13 protein-coding genes and 2 tRNA genes are annotated in these 22,060 nt (G+C 64.6%); 2 read left to right on the top strand and 13 right to left on the bottom strand.

What is annotated here, in order from left to right; translation table 11 throughout:
* Positions 1-1,483: 1,483 nt before the first annotated feature.
* The 4 genes from JJJ16_RS08120 to JJJ16_RS08105 all read right to left on the bottom strand — a co-directional run bounded on the left by JJJ16_RS08120 (position 1,484) and on the right by JJJ16_RS08105 (position 7,438).
* Entirely contained in the window at positions 1,484-6,718 is a 5,235-nt protein-coding gene (locus JJJ16_RS08120; RefSeq protein WP_219752144.1) for an SdrD B-like domain-containing protein, read from the bottom strand.
* A 394-nt stretch (positions 6,719-7,112) separates the two neighbouring features.
* A tRNA-Ala gene (locus JJJ16_RS08115) sits at positions 7,113-7,185 on the bottom strand.
* An 11-nt stretch (positions 7,186-7,196) separates the two neighbouring features.
* On the bottom strand, positions 7,197-7,331 hold the full coding sequence (locus JJJ16_RS08110) for a DLW-39 family protein (protein ID WP_003791404.1): 135 nt from the start codon (positions 7,329-7,331) through the stop codon (positions 7,197-7,199).
* 30 nt (positions 7,332-7,361) lie between these two features.
* Positions 7,362-7,438 (bottom strand) — tRNA-Ile (locus JJJ16_RS08105).
* A gap of 123 nt (positions 7,439-7,561) precedes the next feature.
* On the opposite strand from JJJ16_RS08105, the gene JJJ16_RS08100 reads away from it, so the two are divergent.
* Positions 7,562-8,440 (top strand): Mbeg1-like protein, encoded by an 879-nt coding sequence (locus JJJ16_RS08100; RefSeq protein ID WP_219752143.1) that lies wholly within the window; start codon positions 7,562-7,564, stop codon positions 8,438-8,440.
* Positions 8,441-9,006: 566 nt separating this feature from the next.
* Here the strand turns inward: JJJ16_RS08100 and JJJ16_RS08095 are convergent.
* From JJJ16_RS08095 to dnaA, 9 genes are all read right to left on the bottom strand, one after another.
* Positions 9,007-9,204, bottom strand: coding sequence for a hypothetical protein (locus JJJ16_RS08095; protein ID WP_219752142.1), 198 nt, complete (start codon positions 9,202-9,204; stop codon positions 9,007-9,009).
* An 806-nt stretch (positions 9,205-10,010) separates the two neighbouring features.
* Positions 10,011-10,403, bottom strand: coding sequence for a DUF3566 domain-containing protein (locus JJJ16_RS08090; RefSeq protein ID WP_003791401.1), 393 nt, complete (start codon positions 10,401-10,403; stop codon positions 10,011-10,013).
* A 127-nt stretch (positions 10,404-10,530) separates the two neighbouring features.
* Positions 10,531-13,134, bottom strand: coding sequence for a DNA gyrase subunit A (gene gyrA, locus JJJ16_RS08085; RefSeq protein ID WP_219752141.1), 2,604 nt, complete (start codon positions 13,132-13,134; stop codon positions 10,531-10,533).
* 75 nt (positions 13,135-13,209) lie between these two features.
* A complete protein-coding gene (gene gyrB, locus JJJ16_RS08080) occupies positions 13,210-15,234 on the bottom strand; it encodes a DNA topoisomerase (ATP-hydrolyzing) subunit B (protein WP_219752140.1) in 2,025 nt (674 codons plus the stop codon).
* Between the two features lie 307 nt (positions 15,235-15,541).
* On the bottom strand, positions 15,542-16,387 hold the full coding sequence (locus JJJ16_RS08075) for a DUF5067 domain-containing protein (protein ID WP_219752139.1): 846 nt from the start codon (positions 16,385-16,387) through the stop codon (positions 15,542-15,544).
* 100 nt (positions 16,388-16,487) lie between these two features.
* Positions 16,488-17,276, bottom strand: a complete 789-nt coding sequence (locus JJJ16_RS08070; protein ID WP_219752138.1) for a DUF721 domain-containing protein — start codon at positions 17,274-17,276, stop codon at positions 16,488-16,490.
* The gene (gene recF, locus JJJ16_RS08065; protein ID WP_219752137.1) at positions 17,269-18,465 is read right to left on the bottom strand and encodes a DNA replication/repair protein RecF; all 1,197 of its coding nucleotides are present in this window, start codon (positions 18,463-18,465) and stop codon (positions 17,269-17,271) included. Before recF ends, JJJ16_RS08070 begins: the two co-directional genes overlap by 8 nt.
* 1 nt (position 18,466) lies before the next feature.
* On the bottom strand, positions 18,467-19,603 hold the full coding sequence (gene dnaN / locus JJJ16_RS08060; RefSeq protein ID WP_219752136.1) for a DNA polymerase III subunit beta: 1,137 nt from the start codon (positions 19,601-19,603) through the stop codon (positions 18,467-18,469).
* Positions 19,604-20,012: 409 nt separating this feature from the next.
* Complete coding sequence (gene dnaA, locus JJJ16_RS08055) at positions 20,013-21,461, bottom strand: chromosomal replication initiator protein DnaA (RefSeq protein ID WP_219752135.1); 1,449 nt, start codon at positions 21,459-21,461, stop codon at positions 20,013-20,015.
* Between the two features lie 449 nt (positions 21,462-21,910).
* On the opposite strand from dnaA, the gene rpmH reads away from it, so the two are divergent.
* Complete coding sequence (gene rpmH / locus JJJ16_RS08050; protein WP_009212821.1) at positions 21,911-22,051, top strand: 50S ribosomal protein L34; 141 nt, start codon at positions 21,911-21,913, stop codon at positions 22,049-22,051.
* Positions 22,052-22,060: the final 9 nt, after the last annotated feature.

Here is a 22,060-nt window from a genome sequence, read left to right as displayed (position 1 = left end):
CCGGGGCCACGGCCCCGGGCGCTTCTGCGTGCGGATCGTTGGACGCGGCGTCCTCGGCTTCATCCGCGCAGGTTTGCGTTTGCAACAGCTTCCTGCCCGCCTTCGCGACATCCCCCAGGCACCCACAACACCAGTCAAACCGGGTGCCGCGGTGGCTTGCACACTGGGGCATGACCGACACATGCCACCCAACACGAGCCTTCGTGCCGATACTCGCGAAGAATCTCGCCGAGTCGTTGTGTGAAACTGCTGGCACCAATGCAAGGACCTCAGGAATCCCGCACGTTAACCCGATAGGTGGCGGCCTGGGCGTGCTGCCCACCATGCCACCAATAGGGTTTAGCTACGCATCGAAGGGTTAAGCATGCCAGTAGATGGGCCCAGCTGCCACCATTGCCCGCATGATCACTCCCACGGCGACGAATCCAGCTCTCACGACGCGACTCAGCCTCATGCGAGTCCCACAACTCACACGTTAACCCACTAATACGCACGTAGACCCCCTAATCCGTACGTTAACCCGCTAATACGCGTCTGGGCAGCCCCGCCCGTACTCCACATAGCGGGTTTACGTGCGACATAGCGGGTTAACACTCGCAATAGCGGGTTCGCAGGCAAATCAGCACACCTCGCGGGTGCCGTTGCGCCCAAAACGCAGACCACTTCGCCACTAGCAGCCCGTTTTCAGCGTTTTTCACCGAGGTGGTCTGTGGTTTGGGCGTTACACCAGCATCAGATGCGATCCAGCTCCACCGATCGAGGAGAATTGCGCCATCCGCGCCTCCGACACGCCGACAACACACCCCCAGGGGGCTTCACGTAGTGCAAAACCCCCACTGCCACACAGCAAGCAGGCCAGCGGGCTGGCACACACCACTGAACTGGATAGGAAACAACAATCTGGATAGGTTATTGCGTTCTGGATAGGTTAATAAGCTATCCAGAAGCGCCGTTCCTATCCAGAACAGAGCTTCCTATCCAGAACACGCGCCACCTTCTGATAAGAGGGCGCCGGAGGGACCGGCCGCAGGGCCGGTGGGCGGACGACGTTACAAACGTCGTCAAACCGGAGCGATTTGAAGCCCCTTGCGAGGACCCCTGTTACAAACGTCGTCAATCTGCGTCCAAAAACCACTATTTTCAGCGAAAAAGCCGTCGGATTGACGGCGTTTGTAACAACGGATCGGGAATCCACACAAAAAACACCTCCGATTGACGACGTTTGTAACAACACGCAACAGAAAGGCCAGAAAACGCAGCGCGGACGGCTCGCGGGCGGGCCGCCGCCCACCGGCACACACAGCGGCCCGGCCCTCAGAGCAGGCCAGACAGCAGCCGCGCCCGACGGCGCCCGGAACACCAGCGGCGCCACAAGCACCAGCCACACGAACACCCGGGTACGCCAAAGGGGCGGGCACCGAAGTACCCGCCCCTTGTCGGCTCACTCAGCCACGGCCTCGTCGAGGCTGAGGCCGAATGACCGTCAGTCCTGGCGACGGCGACGCATCCACAGGAACATGCCGCCAACGACGGCCGCTCCCAGGCCCGCCCCGCCGATCAGGCCGTCGAAGCCGGTGCGCGCAAGGCGCTGGGCCAGGCCGGTGCTCGGCTTGGTGGCCGGGACGTCGGGCGCGACGTAACCGAAGTTCACGCCGGTGACCTTCTGGTTGTCGAAGCCGATCGTGATCTCACCGGACATGGAGTCGGCGATACCATCCGGGTCCTCGGTCTGGTCCAGGCCGGCGAGGTCGCCGTCAGTGTGGACCTTGACACGGTAGGTGCCGGCGGGCAGCTTCTCGAAGGAGTAGTTGCCGTCCTTGTCGGTCGTCGTGGTGGCCACGACCTTGCCGTCCTTGTCGAGCAGGTCGACCGTCACGCCGGAGAAGGTCTCTTCACCGTCGGTGTAGGAGCCGGACTTGTCGGAGTCGCGGTAGACGCGACCGGCGATCGAGTAGTCCGGGACGTAGCCGAAGTTGACCTTTTCCTGCAGGGAGTTCTCCGGGCCCATCGTGTACACCGCGGAGGTGTCGTCGACGGTGGCGTCGGGGTCCTCGGTCTGGTCGTAGTCCTTGATGGACGAGGAGCGCACGACCTTGACGGTGTACTTGCCGTCGGGCAGGTGCTGGAAGGCGTAGTTGCCGTCCGCGTCGGTGTCGAGGGTCTGGAGGACCTTGCCGTCCTCGTCGAGGAGCTGGACGCTCACGCGCTCGAGGCCGGGCTCGTTACCGTTGATCGTCTTGTCGCGGTTGTCGTCGCGGTAGACGGTGCCCTTAATGGTGTTGTTCGGGACGTAGCCGAAGTCGACGTCGCCCTTGGTGGGGTTCTTCTCGTCGAGGGTGATCGGCTCGGAGGCGTTGTCCAGCTTGTTGTCGGGGTCGCCGGTCTGGTCGGTGTCGGTGAGGGCACCGTCCTTGACGACCTTGACGGAGTAGGTGCCGTCGGGCAGGTGCTCGAAGGAGTACTTGCCGTCCTTGTCGGTCGTCGTGGTGGTGATGACCTTGCCGTCCTTGTCGAGGAGCTGGACCGTCACGCCGGAGTAGCGTCCTTCGGTGTCGCCCTTCTTTCCGTCGCGGTCACCGTCGCGGTAGATGGTGCCATTGATGGAATTGTTGGCAATGTAGCCGAAGTTGACGTCCGTTTCGGTGCGGTGGTCGTTGCTCAGCGAGATGACACCGGAGGTGGAGTCCTTGGTGGAGTCCGGGTCCTCGGTCTGGTCGAGGTCGGTGAGGGCACCGTCCTTGACGACCTTGACGGTGTAGTCACCGGCGGGCAGCTTCTCGAAGGAGTAGGCGCCGTTCTCGTCCGTCGTGGTGGTCGCGACGACCTTGCCGTCCTTGTCGCGCAGCTCGACGGTCTGGTTGGCGTAGCCCTTCTCGGTCGCGCCGTGCGTCTCGTTGCGGTCACCGTCGCGGTAGACGAGGCCGTGGATCGAGTAGTTGTCCGCGTAGCCGAAGTTGACGTTGGTGACGTCCGGGTCGGTGCGCGTGAAGGTGATGGCCTGCGAGCGCGAGTCCGTCTTACCGGAGGGGTCCTCGGTCTGCTCCTTGTCAGCCAGCGGGCCGGTCTTGTCGACCTGGACGGTGTAGGTGCCGTCGTTGAGGCCGGTGAAGGAGTAGTTGCCGTCCTTGTCGGTCGTGGTGGTACCCACGACGTTGCCGTCCTTGTCGAGCAGCTTCACGGTGACGCCGGACAGGTCGATATCGCCCGTGTTCTTCGTCTTGTCGCGGTTCTGGTCGAGGTAGACGTTGCCGGAGATCGCGTGCTTCTTAATGTAGCCGAAGTTGACGTTCTCGCGGACCGGGTTGTCGGCGTTGAGCGTGATCGCGCCGGAGGCGTTGTCCTTCGTGCCGTCCGGATCCTCGGTCTGGGTCAGCTCGGCGATCTCGCCGGCCTTGGTGATCTTGACCGTGTAGGTTCCGGCGTCGAGGCCGGTGAAGGAGTAGTTGCCGTCCGCGTCGGTCTTGGTGGTGGCGACGACGCTGCCGTCGGCGCCGATCAGCTCGACCGTGATGTCCTTGAAGGGGTCCTCACCGTTGTCGAACGAGGAGGACTCGTTCGCGTCGTAGTACACCTTGCCGGAGAGGCGGTGCTTGACGGTGATGGACGCCGAGGAGGAGTTGTTGCCGGGCACGAGGTCGTACTCGGGCGGGTTCACGAAGGCGGCCGTGTTGTTGAGGGTCTTGCCGTCGGTGTCGGCGTTCAGCGTGACGGTCACGAAGAGCGAGGCGTATTCGCCGGCGAGCATGTCGCCGATCGTCCACGTGGTGCCGTCGAAGGTGCCGGCCTCGTCGGTGCCCTTACATTCCTGCGGCAGGCCGGTCGTGTAGCCGGAGGCGCACTTGTGCGTCTCGGCGGACACGAAGGTGGTGCCTTCGGGGAAGGCTTCCTTGACCTTGAGGTCGGGGGCCTTGCCCTGGCCGATGTTGCCGGCGTCGATGCGGTAGGTGACCTGGTCTCCGGGCTTCAGGTTGGAGGCGTCGGAGACGACGGTCTTGTTGAGGGCAACGTCGAGCGCGAGGGCCATGGCGACCTTGATCGGCTCGGCGGGCAGGATGGCGCGGTTGTTCGAGGCCTGGGTGGCCGCGATCGCGACGGACTCGTAGGCGATGCCAGTCGCGTTATCGGGGGCCTTGATGGGCGCAATGATCGGGATCGATGCGCCGGCCTTGATCGGGGTGGCCTTGCCGTTGATGTAGATGCGGTAGGACTTCACGTCGGCCCACGAGGCCGGGGTGGCGGTCCAGTTGTTGTCGCATCCGGTGGGGCCGGCTGCCATGGCGTCGCCCTGCTTCATGACTTCGCCGCGGCAGGGGTTGTAGGAGGTGGAGTACTCGATGGTGACCTGCGAGGGGTCGATGCCCGATCCTGCGCCGACCTGGAGGGGGCCGGTGAGGATGGGTGCCCACTCGGAGCCACGAGGATCAGAATCCTGGATGGCGGTGTCACCGACGTGGGGCAGGATGCCGTAGACGGTCATGTCGGACAGGTCCGCGTTACCGGAGTTGGTGGGGGTGATGCGGTACTTGCCGTCTTCACCCTGGCGGATCATGGACACGCCGTCGACATACTTCTTGTAGGTCGAGCCTTCCACGGAGCCGAGGCCCTCGAGGACGACGTCGGCGCCAGCCTGCTCGGAGACCGTGAAGGTCGAGGAGACGGGGCAGACCTGGTCGGCGGTGTTGCCATCACCATTGACATCGTAGGTATCGTCGGTGGAGCCGTAGAAGCAGATGGTCGTCGACTTGGAGGTCAGCGCGTACTCGGGTTCGGCCGCGGAGATGTAGGCCTCGTTCTTGTGCGTGCCGGCGCTCATCGAGGGGCCGACCTTGCCGCGCAGCTGGATGGTGGTGCCACCCTTGGTCTGGTAGCCGGGCCAGGTGACCTGGACGAGCTGGCGGGTGCAGCCGGTGGCGTCGGTGACGTCGCGGACCGTGACGGTCTTTTCCTTACCTGCGGGACCGCCGGTGACGGAGTCCTCAACGAAGGTCATGCCGCAGGGCAGCAGGTCGGAGATGACGGGCTGGGAGTCAACGACGGTCGAGGTGTTGTTCGCGGTGACGCTGAAGGTGACCTCGGAGCCGGGGGACGCCAGGTTGCCCTTGATGGTGGACTTGGCGTTGTAGTACTTGGGCAGCGCGGTGCCCAGGGTGAGGATGTCGCAGTAGTCGTCGGCGGGGATCTGGATGGATCGGGAGCCGTCGAGGGACTTCATGGACCAGTCGGAGACACAGTTCTGGACGCGCACGTACTGGTCGGACTTGCCGGCCTTCCATGCGGCGGAGTTGGTGTCAGCCTGGACGTAGGTGGTGCCGTCCTCGGTCGTGGGGGTGCCTGCGCCGACGGGGCCGGCGACGTTGAGGATGGAGGACTCACCGGCGGGGATCGTCTGCTTGTAGTGGAAGACGGTCAGGTACTCGTCGGCGGCGAAGGAGGAGAAGTCGAATGCCTTGCCGCGGTAGACGGTCTGAGTGCCGGTGTTGCCCTTGTTGGTCCAGTAGGTGATCTCGATGGGCGTCGTCGTCTGGGTGTCGATCGTCTTGACGCGCATGAGGGGCTTGTCGCAGTCCTTGGAGCCGTCGGTCGGGGACACGAGGCCACAGGTCATGTAGTCGGTGTACTCCATGACGACCGGGACGTTGGAGTTGTTGGAGTAGCTGTACAGCCAGTTACCCTGCTTGCCGCGCTCGAACTGGCTCATGGCGCGCTTGTTGAAGCCGCCGCCGTAGCGGATCTCGCTGTCGAAGCGGTGCGTGAAGGAGGCATCGGCGGTGACAACGTTGGTCTCGTTGTGCATCTCCTTGCCGGTGAGCTTCGCGGTGTTGGTGACGGTGTCGTCCGTGCAGGTGTCGTCGTAGTGGACGGTGACAGACAGGACGAGGTTCATGAACGCGGGGTTGACGTCGCCGACGTTCCAGGTGACGGTGTGGCTCGCGGCGTCGTAGGAGCTCTCGACGGTCGCGGCCGTGTTCGTCTTGGTGTTACCCGAGGCCAAGGAGGACACGTACTTCGCGCACGCCGGCAGCGGGTCGGTGATGACGACATCGGTCATGTTGGACTTGCCGTTGAGGCCGTCGACGTTGGTGTCGTACTTCGGCGTGATCTGGTAGGTCACGTCGACGTTCTTGGGGCTCGCGACCGGGCCGGTCTTGCTCAGGAGGGGCGTCGGCTCGGACTTGATCGTGACGGTCGCCTGGGAGGTTTCCTTGCTCTCGCCCGAGGTGAAGGTCGCGACCGGGGTGACGGTAGAGCCACCGGGGGTCACGCCGCGCGGGGCGGTGAAGGTCAGGACCGTCTGGAACGAGGAGCCAGCGGCAACTGTTCCGAGGTTGTAGGTGACGAGGCCGTCAGCGCCTGCGGTCGGAGCCTTGATCGTGGGGGTGACGACCTTCTTGCCGGCGGTGGCCGTGGCGTTGACGCCGTCGGGCGCCGAGTCGGGGTTCGGGTCACCCGCGGGGGTCACCGTGTGGGGCAGCGTGATGGTCACAACCGAGTCGACACAGTCCTCCGTGGTGGAGGCGCAGGCGAACTCGACGACGTAGCGCTGCTCAACACCGGAGAGGTACGAGGTCTCGTCGGGTGTGATGGCGAGTTTGAGCGTCGGGGCCGCCGCATATGTGGGCAGCGTCGTGACGCCGAGCATAACGAGGGCGGTCGTGACCAGCATGGCAAGCAGCTGGGCCGGCTTGGAAGCCTTCGACCACGTGTGATTGATGTGCACAGCCTTCTCCTGAATGTGCGAAAAGCGTATGTTTCAAGCCAATTTTACGAGTTTCTCAACAAGTGTAAAGACGCTCTCATCCGAGATGAGAAGCCTTCCAACTTCACCCATGCAGGTCAGTTTTCAAACAACGGTTGAGCGCCGACAAACAACCGTCCACACGGTTTATACACAACTGTGCATAGTACTGTGGATAAATACGGGGTTTCACTGCAGCTGATGAGCCACTTTGCACAATTTTTGTGACGGAGCACCCGAATCTTCCACGAATAACCAGATGGTCGGACAAATTTAATCCGACCGCACAATATGACCCCATTAGCGCCGCTGACCTGCTCAAATTGTCGAAGCTCACAAACAGAAAACCCGCAACCATAAGGTTGCGGGTGAAACGTGGAGCTAACGGGACTCGAACCCGTAACCCCCTGCTTGCAAAGCAGGTGCGCTACCAATTGCGCCATAGCCCCGTTGGAGGAACTCAGTCCTCCACGGCGTCCGTGACGGACGTCCACAGGTCAGCGTTATCAGAAAGATCAACGAGGATTTGTCGGACGGCGATGCCGACGGCCACGACGGATCCGACAGCCACGCAACAGGTGACCCATTTCTTCATGATGATCCTCCGCTTTCGCTCGCCTGCGGATGGTGGGCCTAGGTGGGCTCGAACCACCGACCTCAGTCTTATCAGGACTGCGCTCTAACCTACTGAGCTATAGGCCCAACCGGCACCCTTTCGGGCACTCGGATATAGTACACAGCACAGGGCCATCCGGCAAAATCGAGCGTTGGTGACGTCCAACACGACCGCGATCGTCCGGCCCTCGATGGAGCGGAGGAGGCCTCGTGAACACCGTCATCGAGCACGTCCGAGACTCGCGCACACCGCTACGAGCGGACCTCTCCCCCGCCGACGCCCTCGTTCTCTCGTGCCTGGTCTACGTGGATTTTCACGCGCTGCCCGGGCCTCGTTCCCCGCACGGTTGCTTGCTCCGTGAAGTCGCCCAGGCCTCGTCAATCCCGTCTCTGTATCGCTATTCGTTGGCGTCCCACGCCGATCGTCCCCTCCTGGAGGCCGCCGGTGCGAGCGCGCGCTTCGGGGGCCTGCGCGTGCGCGATGCGGTCACTCGGCTGACGTCGAGCCCGCTCGCTCAGTTCGGTGCGGTCACCTTCATCGACGAGGCCGGGGCGACCTACGTGGTCTTGCGCGGGACGGATGCAAGCGCGGTTGGGTGGGCGGAGGATGCCCGCTTCGGCCTTGACTTTCCGACTGATTCGCAGCGGTGGGCTGCCAACTACCTGGCATATGCGGCGTCACGGGCCGAGGGGCCACTCACCGTGGTCGGCCATTCAAAGGGTGCGAATCTTGCGCTGTACGCGGCGGCGGCCACCACTCCCCCGGCGCTCGAGAGCGTCTATGCGTTTGATCCCGTGGGTTTTCCAGCGCCGGTTGTTGAGGGTGGATTTTTCGAGAGCATCGACGGGCTGATGCACATCTACGTGACGGCGGGTTCGTGGGTGAGCCCGCTGCTCCCCCTGCCCGCGCCGGCCACCGTCGTTGCGTCGACCTGGCCGGGGCCACTCAGCCACAACCCGTATGCGTGGCGCTGTCAGAGGTCTTCGCTTGCTCCCGATCACCGTCTGCCGTCGCGGTCGGGCCGGTTTCTGCGTGCTGTTCTCAGCGCACTGTTGCGGGCTCGCCCGACGCGGATTGGCATCAACTAGCGAACCGGCCCCACAGGTGGACACCCGGGCCCTTTGATGCGCACATTAACCCACCTGGTGGCTATCTAAGCCCACCTACGCGCACGTGGGCCTCCTAATCCGCACATTAACCCGCTAATACGAGCCTGGGCAGCCCCGCCCACACTCCCAATAGCGGGTTTACGCGCGATATAGCGGGTTTACGTTCGTATCAAGGGGACAACCCGTATATTCAGGGGCCCACATGCGCGCAACAGACCATACCAGGTACCGTTATGCCCAAATCGCAGACCACCGCGCCCATAAAAGCCCGTTGTCAGCGTTGTTCATCAAGGTGGTCTGCTCTTTGGCCTCGAACCATGACCTCACTGCTGCCACATGGGGAAATCACGTCATTAGAACCCCGACACGCCGCCGACACGCCGACAGCCAGCTCCTAATGCTGCCAAACCCCCACTGACTCTGATGTGGAGGGGCCGGAGGCACCACAAAGTATGGTGACGGGGCCGGCAGGCGCGACAAAATTCGCCCGGTACACCCTCTCCCCCACTCAACCCGTGACAAAGTTCGCCCAGCAACCCGCCTTCTCATGCTCGCCCGCGACAAAATTCGCCCAGCACGCCAGAAAACACTGATTTTGGGCCATTTTGAGCGCGCAGGGCGAACTTTTTCACGCTCACACCCACGATCAGGCCGTGCTGGGCGAACTTTTTCACGCACAGGACGCGGCGACGTGCGACGTTGAAACCAACAACACCACTGCAACCACTGATACTGGCCAACATGAAACCACCGTCACCACTGCGCGCCCCTAAACAGCAATCGTTGAAACCACCGTCACCACTGCAACCGAAAAACACGCCAAAAACGCCCGCTTCTCACCCGCAAAGGCGATGACGGTTTCAATCCCCCGCAAGCACACACGAGCAAAGGCGATGGCGGTTTCAGACAACCGGGCCACCTGGTCGACAGGGCCCAGACGCGATACCCATGGCTGGAGGTAAAACGAGTCGGGGGGAATTGCACTACATGAGCGTCCGACACGCCGGCGACACGCCGCCAGCAGGCTTCATGTAGTGCAAAACCCCCATTGCTACCGGTGTGGAGGGTCCGGAGGGAGTTGCCGCGGTGCCGGTGGGCGGCGGCGGGGCCTGGTCGGGCGTCAAAACGACGCGCCAAACAACGTCAGCAACACAGCACCGCCGGTGTGGAGGGCGCCGGAGGGACCGGAGGGCAGGGGCGGGCTTCGAGGCGCAGGGCCTGGCCGCGGTGCCGGAGGGCGGCGGCAGGGCCAGGGCGGGCCTCGAGATCGACCACTCCGAGCGAAGCTCGCGTGTGGCGATCTCGCGGGCGGGCCGCCGCTCACCGGCACACACAGCGGCCGGGCCCCACAAAGCAGCCCGGCCCAGCGGGCGGGCAGGACACGCGGTGACCGAAGATCAGGTGGGAACGCATTGTGGAGATGGGGGGAATCGAACCCCCGTCCCAACGCGGCACCCGGAACACCCGTGGGGCCACAAGCAACGCAAGAACCCCGTCCCAAGGCATAGCAAAAGGGGCCGGCATCAGCCGACCCCTTGAGCGAGTGCCCTCACTCATCCATGAGGGACACCTTGACGCCACCCACCAGCGAGGCGACGACGTTGTAGAGCATGGCGCCCAGCGTCGACAGGGCGGTGAGCAGCACGACGTTAATGACCGCGACGATGGTCGCGTAGGAGATGACGCGCGGCAGGCGAGCGTAGTCCAGGAGGTCCGCGTAGCGGCCGGCGCCCATGGTCTTGAGGAATTCCTCAAGCTGGCTGAAGACGTGCATGGCGTCGACCATGAGCCACAGGACGATCGTGGCGACGACCATTGCGATACCCAGGGCGACGGACAGCAGGAACGCCACCTTCATGACGGTCCACGCGTCGATGCGCGCGATGGCCAGGTCAACTCGGCGGGGAGCGTCGCTGCGGGTGCTCGAGACGTGGTCGCTCATGGGTTTCCTTCCAGGTCGCACTTCCTACCTGCCAGGCTACCGCATCGCCTGGCACCGGCGCTGGTTCCGCGCCGCTTTGGCAGATTGATCACGGGACGAGGCGGGGGCCTCGTCCCATGATCACGCGTCACTTGTCAGTGTCTGCGGTGTCGTCGCCACCTGCGGGGGCAGTGGCCTCGTCCGCGGGGGCGTCGACCCCGTCCACGGCCTCGGTGTTCTCGGACTCGTCGGTCTCGTCCTCGTCGCCCGAGTCGGAGTTGCGGGTGATCGCGATGATGCGGTCGCCGTCGTCCGGGCGGGCGAAGATGACGCCCATGGTGTTGCGGGCGGTGGGTCGCACGTCGGAGGCGTTGACCTGGACGAGCTTGCCGGACTCGGTGATGACCATGACGTCCTCATCGGGTCGCACGACGAGGGCGCCGACGAGGCCGCCGCGTTCGTCGACGAGCTTGCCGACGCGCACGCCGAGGGTGCCGCGCGACTTCGTCGGGTATTCCTCGACGGGGGTGCGCTTGGCGTAGCCGGACTCGGTGACGATCAGCAGGTCGGTGTTCTCGCGCGGGACCTCCATGCTGAGCAGCTCGTCGTCGCCGCGGAACTTCATGCCGCGCACGCCGGACGTGGAGCGGCCCATGGAGCGCAGCTGGTCGTCGGTGGCGGTGAAGCGCACGGCCTGGCCGTCGCGGGAGACGAGGATGAGGTCTTCGTCGGCCATGATGGTCTGTGCGGAGACGAGCTCGTCGGGCTTGCCGTCCTCGTCCTCGCGCAGGTTGATGGCGATGATGCCGCCGGAGCGGGGCGAGTTGTACAGGCTCAGCGGGGTCTTCTTGACGAGGCCGCGCTTGGTGGCCAGGACCAGGAAGTCTGCGTCCTCGTAGGTGCGGATCGCGAGGACCTGTGCGATGTGCTCGTCGGGCTGGAAGGCCAGCAGGTTGGCGACGTGCTGGCCCTTGGCGTCGCGACCGCCTTCGGGGATTTCGTAGGCCTTGGCGCGGTAGACGCGGCCGAGGTTGGTGAAGAAGAGCAGCCAGTTGTGCGTGGTCGTGACGAAGAAGTGTTCGACCACGTCGTCGCCGCGCAGCTGGGTGCCGCGCACGCCCTTGCCGCCGCGCTTCTGCGAGCGGTAGTTGTCCGTGCGGGTGCGCTTGGCGAAGCCGTCGCGGGTGATGGTGACGACGACGTCCTCTTCGGGGATGAGGTCTTCCATCGACATTTCCCCATCGAAGGGGAGGATGCGGGTGCGACGCTCGTCGCCGAACTTGTCGACGATCTCGCCGAGTTCGGTGGAGATGATGGCGCGCTGACGCTCGGGCTTGGCGAGGATGTCGTTGAGGTCGTCGACGCGGGCCTTGAGTTCGGCGTGCTCGTCCATGATCTTCTGGCGCTCGAGGGCGGCCAGGCGGCGCAGCTGGAGGGCCAGGATCGCGTCGGCCTGAATGGCGTCGACGTCGAGCAGCTCGATAAGGCCGGCGCGGGCCTCGTCGACCGTGGGAGAGCGGCGGATCAGGGCGATGACCTCGTCGAGGGCGTCGAGGGCCTTCAGGTAGCCTTCGAGGATGTGCAGGCGCTCGAGGGCCTTGCGCAGGCGGAACTTCGTGCGGCGCACGATGACGTCGATCTGGTGGTTGATCCAGTGGCGGATGAAGCCGTCGATCGACAGGGTGCGGGGCACGCCGTCGACGAGCGCGAGCATGTTGGCGGAGAAGTTCTCCTGCAGGCTGGTGCGCTTGTAGAGGTTGTTGAGGACGACCTTGGCGACGGCATCGCGCTTGAGGACGATGACGAGGCGCTGACCGGTGCGGCCGGAGGTCTCATCGCGGATGTCGGCGATGCCGCCGATTGCTCCGTCGCGCACGAGCTGGGCGATCTTGTCGGCCAGGTTGTCGGGGTTGACCTGGTAGGGCAGCTCGGTGACGACGAGGCACTGGCGGCCCTGGATCTCCTCGACGTTGACGACGGCGCGCTGCGTGATGGAGCCGCGGCCGGTGCGGTAGGCGTCTTCGATGCCCTTGTGGCCCAGGATGGTGGCGCCGGTGGGGAAGTCGGGTCCGGGGATCAGCTTGATGAGCGCTTCGAGGAGCTCTTCGCGGGACGCGTCGGGGTGCTCGAGGGCCCATTCGACGCCGCGCGCGAGCTCGCGCAGGTTGTGCGGCGGGATGCGGGTGGCCATGCCGACGGCGATGCCTTCGGAGCCGTTGGCCAGGAGGTTCGGGAAGCGCGCGGGCAGGATGGTGGGTTCCTGGTTGCGGCCGTCGTAGTTGTCCTGGAAATCGACGCATTCTTCGTCGATGTCGCGGACCATTTCCATGGCCAGGGGCGCCATCTTGCACTCGGTGTAACGGGGTGCGGCGGGGCCCAGGTTGCCGGGGGTACCGAAGTTACCCTGGCCGGCGACGAGGGGGTAGCGCAGCGACCAAGGCTGCACGAGGCGCGCGAGGGCGTCGTAGATCGCGGCGTCGCCGTGGGGGTGGTAGTTACCCATGACCTCGCCGACGACGCGGGAGGACTTGGAGAACGAGGAGGTGGGGCGGTATCCGCCGTCGTACATGGCGTACAGGACGCGACGGTGGACGGGCTTGAGGCCGTCGCGCACGTCGGGCAGGGCGCGTCCGACGATGACGCTCATGGCGTAGTCGAGGTAGGAGCGCTGCATCTCCTTTTGCAGGTCGACCTGGCGGATGCGCTCGGTGTCCGAGATGTGCCGCGCGTCAGTAGTCTGCTCGTCGCTCACGTTTTTCCTTACGTTGTTTCTGCTCGATCAGGCCCGCCCGGTACGAGGCCGGGGCTGGGCTGGTCGCGGATGATGTCAGATGTCGAGGAAGCGCACGTCGGTGGCGTTGCGCTGGATGAACGTGCGGCGTCGGTCGACGTCGTCGCCCATGAGGATCGTGAAGGTCTCGTCGGCATCTGCGGCCTCGTCGAGGGTGACCTGCTTGAGGATTCGGCTGGCCGGATCCATGGTGGTCTCCCACAGTTCGTGGTCGTTCATTTCGCCCAGACCCTTGTAGCGCTGGATGCCGCCTTCCTTGGGCAGGCGGCGGTTCGCGGCGGCACCGGCGGCGAGCAGTTCGTCGCGTTCCTTATCGGAGTATGCGAATTCGTGCTCGGCGTTGGTCCACTTGATGCGGTACAGCGGGGGCATGGCGATGAAGGTGTGGCCGCCCTCGATGAGGGGTCGCATGTAGCGGAAGAGGAGGGTCAGCAGCAGCGTGGCGATGTGCTGGCCGTCGACGTCGGCGTCCGCCATGATGACGATCTTGCCGTAGCGCAGCTTCGAGATGTCGAAGTCTTCGCCGATGCCGGTGCCGAAGGCGGTGATGAGGGAGCGGATGGTGTCCGAGGACAGGGCTCGGTCCAGGCGCGCCTTTTCGACGTTGAGGATCTTGCCGCGGATCGGCAGGATGGCCTGACGCTCGGGGTCGCGGCCGCCGACGGCGGAGCCGCCTGCGGAGTCACCCTCGACGATGAAGATTTCGCACTCGGAGGGCGTGCGCGAGGAGCAGTCACGCAGCTTGCCGGGCATGGAGGCGGATTCGAGGACACCCTTGCGGCGGGTGGCCTCGCGGGCCTTGCGGGCGGCGACGCGGGCGGCCTGGGCGGCCTGGCCCTTGTTGATGATGGCCTTGGCGTCGGCGGGGTGGGCGTCGAACCAGTCGGTGAGCTTGGAGTAGACCTGCTGGGCGACGAAGGTGCGGGCCTCGGTGTTGCCGAGCTTGGTCTTCGTCTGGCCCTCGAACTGGGGTTCGGTGAGCTTGATCGAGATGACGGCGGTCAGGCCCTCGCGGACGTCGTCACCGGTGAGGTTGTCGTCCTTGTCGCGGATGATGCCCTTTTCGCGGCCGTAGCGGTTGACGAGGGACGTCAGCGCGGTGCGGAAGCCCTCCTCGTGCATGCCGCCTTCGGTCGTGTTGATGGTGTTGGCGAAGGTGTGGACAGACGAGGAGTAGGCGGTGGTCCACTGCATGGCGATTTCCACGCTCATGGTGCCTTCGTCGTTTTCGGCTTCGAAGTCGATGATCTCGTTGTTGATCGTCTCGGACTTCTTGGCGGAGTCGATGTATTCGACGTAGTCGCGCAGGCCGTGCTCGTAGCAGTAGGAGACGGTGCGGTGTCCCTTGGTCTTCTTGTCCGAGGCCTCCTCGCCGCCGGCGATCTCGTCGCCTTCGTCGGTGGCGAACTCGCGCTCGTCGGTCAGGGTGATGCGCAGGCCCTTGTTGAGGAAGGCCATCTGCTGGAAGCGCTGGCGCAGGGTCTCGAAGTCGAATTCGACGGTTTCGAAGATCTCGGGGTCCGGGTAGAAGACCTGGGTGGTGCCGGTCTCGTCGGTTTCTTCGCCGCGCTCGAGGGGCGTGATGGGGGTGCCGCCGTTTGCGAACGACATGCGCCACACGTAGCCCTGGCGACGAATTTCGGTGTTCACGCGGGTGGACAGGGCGTTAACGACGGAGATGCCGACGCCGTGCAGGCCGCCCGAGACGGCGTAGCCGCCGCCGCCGAACTTGCCACCGGCGTGGAGGATCGTCATGACGACCTCGACGGTGGGCTTGTGCTCGGTGGGGTGCTCGTCGACCGGGATGCCTCGACCGTTGTCGACGACCTTGATGCCGCCGTCTTCCTGGATCGTGACCTCGATGTGGTCGGCGTAGCCGGCCAGGGCCTCGTCCACGGAGTTGTCGACGACCTCGTACACCAGGTGGTGCAGGCCGCGTTCGCCGGTGGATCCGATGTACATACCCGGGCGCTTGCGGACGGCTTCCAGGCCCTCGAGGACGGTGATGTCCGATGCGCCGTAGGACTGCTCGCCTTCGGCGGTCTTCTCGTTGTCAGCCACGTGGCTCCCCTCGCATTGCGCGAAAATAGATGTTTAACCTTGTAGATTCTACCAAAAGTGGCGCTTGTTCCCGGGATTGACAGGCTCGGAGGGTTACTTTACAAACTGCGTGATTCCAACGAAAAGTCGACTGTGATCAGTCACATGCCGATTGTGGTTGCGGCTGGGACGCACGGGGCCGCCCTCCCGGCTGGGAGGGCGGCCCCGTCACTCACTCGTCAGCAGCGACGATTCACGCGCTAGGAGTCCCCGTACGATGCCGATACAGAGCTCTGAGCCTATGCGTGCGCGACGCCTGATCAGCAGATTACTTCGGCTGCCAGGTCCACTTTTGGTAATCCTGACCCTTGCCCTGGAGAATAATCCAGTTCGGGTCACGGAACTCGATGGGGTCCCTCTTATTGGAGATAACCCAGTAGGCGACGTATTCGACCGACTGCCCGGCCGGAACATCGACTACGCCGGGCACGTATTCGAAGTCATCGGGCTCCGGAGTCCGGAAGAAGTTAGGCGAGCCGAGCTGCTCGTTGTTCTGGTAGGGACGAGGGTAGAAGCCACCAAATTCCGGGGCATTTCCCTTATTGGTCACCTTGAAAGTGACTTTGAGCGTCTGCTCGTTGTTATCGGCCTTGGGTCCGTACGAGATATCGGTAATCTCGTAGAGACAGTTAGCGCCCACCGGGGTCATGCTGAGCAAGCCGTTGGCTCCCGTTCCGTTTCCCTGCGTGGGTGCGGCGGACGGGTTGGTGTTGTTCGGCGCCTGAGGGTTGCCGGGCGCGGGGTTTGCCGGGTTTGCGCTGCTATTCCCCGGGTTCGCCGGGGCGGAGGTGCCAGGCGCGGGGGCGGAGGTGTTCGAGGAGTCGTCGGAGTCAGATCCCGACATCGCCCAGATGACGACACCGACGATAATCGCAATGACGACGACGCCAGCAATGATGCCAATGATGAGCGGCGTCTTGGACTTGCCACCCTGCTGGGGCGCACCCTGAGGGAATCCACCCTGCCCGCCGTATCCACCCTGCGGGTTCCACTGGCCGTAGGTCTGCTGGGGTGCGCCCTGGGGGAATCCTCCCTGGTACTGGCCGGGGGCGTACCCGCCCTGCTGGCCAAATCCCTGGGCGCTTCCTTCGTTTCTGGCGAATGGATTGCTCATGATGTCTCCTTAACAAGCCCTCACGCGCGGGCTAACGGAACAGCGTATCAGAGACCGCGCGGTCAGAAACATCATTTAGACGCCGACGTGCTCGGCGCTGTCACCCGTAGTCGGCGCGGGGGCCTCGGCCGCGCACGACGTATGGGCCTTTGCGCCACGAGGGGGCGACGGGTCCTCGGATGATGACCTGCTCGACGACGCCGGACCCGACCTCTTCGGCGATGCGCCGCTCGATGGTGGGTAGGAGCAGCTGGAGCTGTTTGGCCCAGGCGGTGGAGTCGGTGCGCACGACCAGGCGGTGTCCCTCGAAGGTCTCGATGCGGGCGTGTTCGGCGACTTGGGGGCCGACGATGTCGCGCCATTTCGCCATGATCGACCCCATCTTGGTGGGGGTGTCCCATTCTCGGGTTTTGATCGTGCGGGCCAGGATGGCGCCCAGGGAGTTGGCCCTGCGGTAGCGCGGGCGCATGGCTGCCATGCCGGGGGCGCGGCTCCACGAGGCGCCGGTTCCCTCCAGGGCCTGGCGCAGGGCCGCGAGGTCACCCTCGGGGTCTTCCTCTGTCGACGAGGCCGGGGCTTCGATCCCGTTGGCGTGGCGGTACGCGGCGGCTCGAGCTGCGGCGCGCGCGGAGACGCTATCGTCCTCGGCGAGGCGGCCGAATCCGTCGGTTTCGATGGCCGCGTATTCGCTGGATCCGTCGAGGCTGCGTCGGGGACGTGTTTCGTCGAGGCCCCACGAGGGCAGGGTGGACCTCGTGTAGCCGTGCGTGCGGGCGACGCTCTGGGCTCGTTCGAGCGCGCGGACGACGAACTCGTCAGCGTCTGCTTCTTCGTCGGGGACCGCAGATCCGCTCAGCTCGTCGGCGTCCGTGTCCTCGCGCTCACTCATTGTCGGCCTCGTCGATGACGGTGCCGCGCTCGGGGTCGAGGCGCACGTGCAGGGCGTGGTGGTCGAGGGAGTCGGGCAGGTCGCCGGCGACCGCGCAGGTGACGATGATCTGTTCGGCCTTCGAGGCGAGGGCGGCCAGGCCCTCGCGGCGCGAGGAGTCGAGTTCGGCGAAGACGTCGTCGAGGATGAGGATCGGGGTGTCGCCGTCGTCGCTGAGCAGCTCGAAGGCTCCGAGGCGCAGCGCGAGGGCAACCGACCATGATTCGCCGTGCGAGGCGTAGCCCTTGACGGGCATCGCGCCGAGGCTGAGGGTCAGGTCGTCGCGGTGTGCGCCGACGAGGTTGACGCCGCGCTCTGTTTCCTTCTCTCGCACCGACGCGAGGGCCGCGAGCATGCGCTCGGTTTGGGCCTCCACGTCGGTGAGGTCGGCGCTGGCCGGGTTGTCGGGGTCGGTGCCGATGACGCGGTCGACCGAGGCATCGAAGGCGAGGCGCAGGTGGCGCGGGGAGTCAGCGACGTCGTCGTAGGAGCGCGCGGCTGGCTCTTCCAGGCGCGATGCGATGGATGCGCGAGTGGCCGTAATCCGCGCGGAGAGGGCGGCGAACTGCTGGTCCCAGATCTCAAGGGTCGACAGGTCGGGGGATTGGCCGCGGCGGAGCGAGGCCTGGGCAGCCTTCATCAGCGCCGCGCGCTGGCGTGCGACCCGGTCGAAGTCGGAGCGCACGGAGGCGTGAATGGGGGAGAGCTGCGTGGCCAGGTCGTCCAAGAAAGATCGGCGCACTGACGGATCGCCGCGCACGAGGGACAGATCCTCGGGAGCGAACACGACCGTGCGCACGATGCCCAGAATCTCGCGGGGCTTGACCTGCGCGCGATTGATGCGCGCACGATTGGCCTTGCCGCGCACGATTTCCAGCTCGATGACCTGCTCGCGGCCCGAGGCTACGACCCGCGCGCGGATGACGGCACCGCCCGGGGCGGCCTCGGCCTCGTCGATGGGGATGCGCACGAGGGCACCCTCGGCGCCGACCCTGTGCGATGAGAACGTGGACAGGTAGGCGAGCGCCTCGACGAGGTTCGTCTTTCCCTGGCCGTTCGCGCCCACGAGGACCGTGGGGCCCTCGTGCAGCTCGACGACCCCGTGCTTCCAGGAGCGGAAGTCGTCGAGGGCCAGGTGGGAGACGCGCACGTCAGATGCCGAAGCGGATGGGCATCAGCAGGTAGCGGAACTGCGTGACCTCGCCCTCGTCGGCCTTCTTCTGGCCCGTGATGACGGCGGGCTTCGTGGGGTGCGTGAAGCCGAAGCGCACGTAGTCGGTGTCCAGGACCTGCAGGCCGTCGATGAGGAACTGCGGGTTGAACGCGGTCGAGATGTCGTCGCCGTTCAGGGTCGCCTCGATGGCTTCGGAGGCCTGAGCGTTGTCGCCCTGGCCAGCCTCGAGGACGAGCTGGCCCTCGGTGAAGGCCAGACGCACGGAGGTCTTGCGCTCGGCGACCAGCGACATACGCTTGACGGCCTCGAGCAGGGCGTGGCGATCGACGACGGCCTGGATCGGCGTCGTGTCAGGGAACAGGCGACGCACGGCGGGGTAGTCGCCGTCCATGAGGGTCGAGGTGGTGCGGCGACCCTGGGCGGTAAAGCCGATGAGGGACGAGGCGCCGGGCTGGGACTCGCCGGACAGGCCGACCTCGACCTTGGCTCCGGAGGTCATCGACTTGGCAACGTCCTGGAGGATGCGGGCCTTGACCAGGGCGACCTCTTCGATCGAGGTGTCGGTGGGCTCCCAGTCCAGCTCGCGCATGGCGAGGCGATAGCGGTCGGTGGCCAGAAGCGTGATCGCCGGGCCGTTGATCTCGATGCGCACGCCCGTCAGCAGGGGCAGCGTGTCGTCGCGCGAAGCGGCAATCGACACCTGGGAAACGGCCTGCGACAGCGTCGACGAATCGATCGCGCCGACTCCCGTGGGCTGCGCGGGCAGCAGCGGGTACTCGTCGAGGGGCATGACCGCGAGCGTGAAGTGCGAGGAGCCGCAGACCAGGTTCACCTTCTGGCCATCGAGCTCGACAGAGACGGGCTTGGAGGGTAGCGACTTGGAGATGTCGGCGAGCAGACGACCGGACACCAGGACCTCGCCGGCCTCGTCGACGGTCGCGGGAATGTGCGAGTTCGCGGACACCTCGTAGTCGAAGGAGGACAGGGTCAGCTCGTCGCCCTCAGCCTTGATGCGCACGCCGGCCAGGATCGGCGAGGCCGGACGCACGGGGAGCGCGCGGGCGGTCCACGACACGGCTTCGGCCAGAACATCGCGGGCGACGGTGAACTTCATAGCTGCCTCCAAAACACAAAACGGATCGGACACTACTTTACCCACAAGTGTGCCCACGTGGGGCAGGAAATTTGCCTCGCGCGTGCCATCGCGTCGCGTCGGCGGCGACGTTGTTGTACGGAGGCCTGTGAAAAAATTTTTGTCTTTTGACTGTCCCTCCATCATAAGGGCTGTGAGTTCTGTGGATAACTCCCTTATGCGTTGGAATTTCAGTCAAATCTCTGTGTTGTTATTCCGGGACGAGGCTGTGGATTCGTCACGACCGCCTGTGCACGAAGCAAATGACAACTTTTTGAGATCCACAGGCAAGACCCTTTTCTCCACAGCCGATGCGTATTCGTCCACCAGCTGTGCACAACTCCTGTGAATCTCGCGCGGGCGCCGACTTTCGTCAGCGCCCGCGCCATTTTCACGACTCCCTGGCCTTCTGCTTAATCCTATTTGTAAGCTCCGACACGTGGTTGAAGGTCTCGCGCTTCTCCTTCATCAGCTTCGAGATCTTCTTGTTCGCGTGCATGACCGTCGTGTGGTCGCGTCCGAAGGCCTGCCCGATCTTAGGCAGCGACAGGTCGGTGAGCTCGCGGCACAGGTACATGGCGATCTGGCGGGCCTCGACGACGTTGTGGCTGCGCTCCGAGGAACCCATCTGCTCGATCGTGACGCCGAAGTAGACGGCGCACTGGCTCATGATGAGGCTGACGGTGATTTCGTTGTCGTCCGGGTTGGACACGAAGTCCTTGAGCATCATCTGCGCGAGGTTGAGGTCGATGCGTTCCTGGTACAGCGACGCCCACGCGCCGATGCGCACGAGTGCGCCCTCCAGCTCACGGATGTTCGAGGAGATGCGCGAGGCCACGTATTCGAAGACCTCAGGGGTTACCTCGAGGCCCTCGGCGTCCGCTTTCTTATGCAGGATCGCGATGCGGGTCTCCAGGTCCGGCGGCTGAACGTCGACGAGCAGGCCCGAGGAGAAGCGCGACCGCATGCGGTCCTCGAAGCCCTTGAGCTGGGCCGGGGGCAGGTCCGAGGTCAGGACAATCTGCTTGTTGGCGCTGTGCAGCGCATTAAAGGTATGGAAGAAGCCTTCGACGGTCTGTTCCTTGTCGCCGATGAACTGGATGTCGTCGATGAGGAGGATGTCGAGCTCGCGGTAGCGGCGGTGGAAGGCCTCGACCTGGGAGTTGTCCGTCTTGTTGAGACGAATAGCGTTGATGAACTCGTTCGTGAACTCTTCGGAGTTGACGTAGCGGACCTTCAGGTGGGGCATCATCGACAGCGCGTTGTGGCCGATGGCTTGGAGCAGGTGCGTCTTGCCCAGCCCGGAATCGCCGTAGATAAACAGGGGGTTGAAGGCGGTGCCCGGGGTTTCCGAGGCGGCCAGCGCGGCCGCGTGCGCGAAACGGTTCGACGGGCCGATAACGAAGGTGTCGAAGGTGAACTTCGGGTTGAGGTGGGTCGGGCCGGAGTCGGTGGGCGCGGTGACGAGGGCGGGGGAGTGGTGCTCCTCCTCCTCATCGAACGACGAGGCCGGGGCGGCCGCGTGTGCGGCGGGTGCGGCGGGGGTCGGCTCCTCCTCTTCCTCCTCCTCCGTGACGACCTCGAGCGTGGGGTCGACGGTGATGGCGATGCGGACGGTACGGCCCAGGTGCACGGACAGGGCGGTCGTCAGCTTCGACTGCGCCTTGTCTTCAATCCACTGCTTGGTGAAATCGTTGGGGACGGCGAGGAGGATCGTGCCTTCGATGTCGCCGAGGGGCCGGGCCGAGCGCAGCATCGACGTGGCGACGGGCCCCAGCTCGTCGGTGGGGACTGCATCCAGGGCCGCAGCCCAGGCGCGTGTGAGGGAATCCGACTCCACGGCAACCTCCGGTCACAAATACTGGTGAGTTCGGTCACGACTTCTCGGTGATGTGCGTGACGCTCGTACATTGTCGCAGTGTAGTCCGCACACATGTTATGCACAGACTGGGGATGAACCTGTGGAGAACTATCACAGAATCACAGCTTTGTAGTTACAACTTTGGGTCCGCAGTAGCTCGCGGAAAGCAAAAATACACACAGCCTGTGGATAACTGCCGTCGTCCACCCTCTGTGGATGGATGAGATCCACAGTGATTTGCACAGCTGTGGATACTGTGTGTGACGCGGTGGGTAACCTTGCCGCGTTGACGTGTGGCCCCAATCCGCTTAGTCTTGGTCTTTGTTTGCGCCCATTTCGGGCGTGCGTCCCCGCTATCGCGCGTGCTTACGTGTCGATAGCCCAACCGATACCGAGTGGGAAACCACTCCCCGCCGAGGAGAATTGCCGTGACCACCAAGCGGACCTACCAGCCCAACAACCGTCGTCGTTCCAAGACGCACGGCTTCCGTCTGCGCATGTCGACCCGCGCCGGCCGCGCCATTCTGGCTGCCCGCCGCCGCAAGGGCCGCGCCAAGCTGTCCGCCTGAGACACCCCG

This window comes from Schaalia sp. ORNL0103, from assembly GCF_019429565.1.
Classification (GTDB): Bacteria; Actinomycetota; Actinomycetes; order Actinomycetales; family Actinomycetaceae; genus Pauljensenia.
This window is presented reverse-complemented; position numbering and strand designations above follow the sequence as displayed.

Bases quoted from the DNA above. Each gene is read 5' to 3' on its own strand.
- JJJ16_RS08075 (WP_219752139.1), bottom strand. From the start codon at position 16,387: ATGAGCAATCCATTCGCCAGAAACGAAGGAAGCGCCCAGGGATTTGGC.
- JJJ16_RS08090 (WP_003791401.1), bottom strand. From the start codon at position 10,403: ATGAGCGACCACGTCTCGAGCACCCGCAGCGACGCTCCCCGCCGAGTT.
- JJJ16_RS08095 (WP_219752142.1), bottom strand. From the start codon at position 9,204: ATGTTGGCCAGTATCAGTGGTTGCAGTGGTGTTGTTGGTTTCAACGTC.
- JJJ16_RS08110 (WP_003791404.1), bottom strand. From the start codon at position 7,331: ATGAAGAAATGGGTCACCTGTTGCGTGGCTGTCGGATCCGTCGTGGCC.
- JJJ16_RS08070 (WP_219752138.1), bottom strand. From the start codon at position 17,276: ATGAGTGAGCGCGAGGACACGGACGCCGACGAGCTGAGCGGATCTGCG.
- dnaN (WP_219752136.1), bottom strand. From the start codon at position 19,603: ATGAAGTTCACCGTCGCCCGCGATGTTCTGGCCGAAGCCGTGTCGTGG.